The 4128-nt window shown below is 34.9% G+C and carries 2 protein-coding genes; one reads left to right on the forward strand and one right to left on the reverse strand.

Translation table 11 applies throughout. The annotated features are described in order from the left end of the window. Positions 1-89: 89 nt before the first annotated feature. Positions 90-869, reverse strand: coding sequence for a hypothetical protein (locus AFK68_RS07515; RefSeq protein WP_094672219.1), 780 nt, complete (start codon positions 867-869; stop codon positions 90-92). A gap of 523 nt (positions 870-1392) precedes the next feature. Here AFK68_RS07515 and AFK68_RS07520 point away from each other — a divergent pair. Further along, entirely contained in the window at positions 1393-2814 is a 1422-nt protein-coding gene (locus AFK68_RS07520; RefSeq protein ID WP_094672220.1) for an NADP-dependent isocitrate dehydrogenase, read from the forward strand. Positions 2815-4128 lie beyond the last annotated feature (1314 nt).

A 4128-nucleotide genomic window follows, 5' to 3' on the forward strand; every position in this document is an offset into this window, starting at 1 on the left:
TTGTAGGGACGTTGCATGCAACGTCCCTACCATTGACCTCCCACAAACCCGGTTTCTTGTTACTCCGAGGTAAGCGGATTTGATATTACTTACAATTGATTGGCATAATTGTAAGCTTCTTTCTGCAAGTCAAATATTTGCATTTGTTTTTCTATCAACATTAGTATTTTCCTTGAGTCTTTAATTGTATATTTTGCTTGTTTTGTTTGAAATTTTTCAGCAATTAAGATTATCTGTTCCTGTACAATCTTTCGTTGTTGAAAGAACTTGATTCTGTTTTGAAGTTCCTTAAATGTTTCTACATTTTTTTTTCTTGTATACCTCATCCTAAGTCTAAGGTACTGAGGATTGAATTGTCGAATAAATAATAAGAATAATAATAAACACAACTTAGCCAAAAGTATACAGTCTTCTGCAAATAATTTATAATTTTTCAACTTAAAAGGTAGGTATTGTACACTGGAAACAAAAATCTCCACAAATTCTTCTTTGAAAGTTTTATAACCCCAAAAATTAACCTGAAAATGTTTGCATGAAAAATCTTCGAGAGCGACTCTCATATTTTCTCTTTCATTCATACAACCAAGACAATAAATATATCCAATATATGCCAAACATAATCGTTCATCTTTTTCCAAACTTATAGCATTTCTAAAACACTTGCGTGCTTCATATATATATAAAATTTTGCTCTCAATATTATCGGTTCTTTCACTACTTTGTAAGTCTCTAATACCTGAATTTAAGTCTGTGTTTATCAATTTGTCTATTTTGACATTTAAAGATTCTATAAAACCAGTTAATTCTGCTATCTTTAGACCTGCATTAAAACCTTGAGCTAATAATGGAATACTAATAAAATCAAACATAATAATCTAACTAAATAAACAGGTTTTTAGAGACTGGTAGATATTATATCTTGAATACAGAGAAAGATATAATATTAAATCCCCTTGCTTTGTCGCAAAATAAGATTCTATCCTCAGTAATTATCAAAGCACTAGAAATTTAGGGCTTGCATATTTGTGGGATGAATTAGTGTGGGAAGTATGGGATGAATTATAGTTTTGGAGCAAGAGAAAGTAAAAGATTGGGATTTAACTTTTCTGACAATATTCATCCCTTGGTTCAGCAATACTGAAATTTAGGGGTTTGGAGACCAAACCCCTACAGCTTCTTTGGCAAATATATTATCTTGCTAAAAAATCTGCTATTTATGTTACTTTCCTTCTGGAAAAATCTACAAAAATAATTAAATTATTCCTTTTTCCTTTTTCCTTCTTTCTTCTTCCTTCACTTAAATTCTAAAAAAATCTTATATATATTTCATATACCATAATACATTGATAATCTGGACACAAAGGAATGTATTGTAACCAGGACTATCAAGGTATGTACGAAAAAATAACTCCTCCAACTACAGGGTCTAAAGTCACTTTTAGCAACGGTCAACCTAATGTTCCAGATGACCCCATTATCCCCTTTATTCGGGGCGATGGTACAGGAGTAGATTTATGGCCAGCATCTCAAAAAGTCTTTGATGCAGCGATCGCTACTGCTTATGGAGATAAACGCAAAATTAATTGGTTCAAGGTCTACGCTGGTGATGAAGCGTGTGACAAATATGGTACTTTCCAATATTTGCCGGAAGATACCCTTGCTGCTATTAGAGAATATGGTATTGCGATTAAGGGTCCTCTGACAACTCCCATCGGTGGGGGTATTCGTTCCCTAAATGTGGCGTTGCGTCAAATTAATGATTTATATGCTTGCGTTCGTCCTTGTAGATATTATGCAGGTACCCCTTCTCCTCACAAAACACCGGAAAAATTAGATGTCATTATTTATCGGGAAAATACTGAAGACATTTATCTCGGAATAGAATGGCGGGAGGGAACTGATATTGCTAGCAAGTTGATTGACATTTTAAACAAAGACTTAATTCCTGGTACTCCCGAACATGGCAAAAAGCAAATTCGCCTCGACTCTGGTATTGGTATTAAACCTGTGAGTAAAACTGGTTCGCAACGTTTGGTAAAACGTGCTATCCAAAATGCTTTGCGTTTACCTAAGTCTAAACAAATGGTGACTTTGGTACATAAGGGTAATATTATGAAGTACACTGAAGGCGCATTTCGTGATTGGGGTTATGAATTAGCAACTACAGAATTTCGTCAAGAATGTGTTACTGAAAGAGAATCTTGGATACTTTCTAATAAGGAGGAAAATTCTAATATTAGTAGTGAGGAAAATGCTCGAAAAATTGACCCTGGTTATGATGCTTTGACTCCAGAAAAACAAGCTGAAATTTGTCAAGAAGTTGAGGGTGTATTGGCAGCTATTTGGGATAGTCATGGGGATGGAAAATGGAAAGAGAAAATTATGGTAAATGACCGTATTGCTGATAGTATTTTCCAACAAATTCAAACTCGACCAGGGGAGTATTCTATTTTGGCAACTATGAATTTGAATGGGGATTATTTATCTGATGCTGCTGCTGCTATTGTTGGTGGTTTGGGTATGGGTCCTGGTGCTAATATTGGTGATGAATGTGCTATTTTTGAGGCTACTCATGGTACGGCTCCAAAACACGCTGGTTTGGATAGGGTAAATCCTGGTTCTTTGATTCTTTCTGGTGTGATGATGTTGGAATATATGGGTTGGCAAGAAGCTGCGGATTTGGTTAAAAAAGGTCTTGAGGTTGCTATTTCTAAGGGTGAGGTTACTTATGATTTGGCAAGGTTAATGGAACCTCCTGTACCACCTTTGAAGTGTTCTGAATTTGCTGATGCAATTATCAAGCATTTTAAATAATTAATAATGGATAATGGGTAATGGATAATGGATAATGGATAATGGATAATTGATAATTGATAATTGATAAGCACCTAGGCAGAATTATTTACACAAATAATGCCTAATAGAGTAAGGGTTTTATTCTCTAAAATGTGTAATTAATTTTGTTGACTTGCTTGATTGATAATTGATAATTAGAGATTGTTTTTATTATCTACTATTCATTATTTATTATTCATTATCGACTATTTCTTCTATTGCGTATGGAGCAATAGTAGTTTCATTTTATGAAGCGCCTACGAGATGGAGGTGAATNTTGCGTATAGAGCAATAGTAGTTTCATTCCCTGAAGCTCACGAAGTTGGCTGATGAAAATTTTTCTTCTATTGCGTATGGAGCAATAGTAGTTTCATTTTATGAAGCGCCTACGAGATGGAGGTGAATAGTGAAATTTTCTCTTCTATTACTTATAGAGTCAGAATAATTAATTCATTTTATGAAGCGCCTACGAGATGGAGGTGAGTAGTGGAATTTCTCTTCTATTGCGTATGGAGCAATAGTAATTGCATTTTATGAAGCGCCTACGAGATGGAGGTGAGTAGTGGAATTTCTCTTCTATTGCGTATAGAGCAATAGTAGTTTCATTTTCTCAAGCGCCTACGAGATGGAGGTGAATAGTGATAATTTCTCTTCTATTGCGTATAGAGCAATAGTAGTTTCATTTTCTCAAGCGCCTGCCGGATGGAGGTGGTTAGTGAAATTTCTCTTCTATTGCGTATAGAGCAATAGTAATTTCATTTTCTCAAGCACCTGCCGGATGGAGGTGGATAGTGAAATTTTCTCTTCTATTACTTATAGAGTCAGAATAATTAATTCATTTTCTCAAGCACCTACAAGATGGAGGTGAATAGTGGAATTTCTCTTCTATTACTTATAGAGTCAGAATAATTAATTCATTTTCTCAAGCGCCTACGAGATGGAGGTGAGTAGTGGAATTTCTCTTCTATTGCGTATAGAGAAATAATAGTTTCATTTTCTCAAGCGCCTACGAGATGGAGGTGAGTAGTGAGAATTTCTCTTCTATTACTTATAGAGTCAGAATAATTAATTCATTTTCTGAAGCGCCTACGAGATGGAGGTGAGTAGTGGAATTTCTCTTCTATTACCTATAGAGCAATAGTAATTTCATTTTCTCAAGCGCCTACGAGATGGAGGTGAGTAGTGGAATTTTTCTTCTATTACCTATAGAGCAATAGTAATTTCATTTTCTGAAGCGCCTACGAGATGGAGGTGAGTAGTGAGAATTTCTCTTCTATTGCGTATAGAGCAATA

Origin of the sequence: Hydrocoleum sp. CS-953, assembly GCF_002260545.1 — a bacterium.
In the GTDB taxonomy this organism is placed as follows: domain Bacteria; phylum Cyanobacteriota; class Cyanobacteriia; order Cyanobacteriales; family Microcoleaceae; genus Trichodesmium.

Bases quoted from the DNA above. Each gene is read 5' to 3' on its own strand.
- AFK68_RS07515 (WP_094672219.1), bottom strand. From the start codon at position 869: ATGTTTGATTTTATTAGTATTCCATTATTAGCTCAAGGTTTTAATGCA.
- AFK68_RS07520 (WP_094672220.1), top strand. From the start codon at position 1,393: ATGTACGAAAAAATAACTCCTCCAACTACAGGGTCTAAAGTCACTTTT.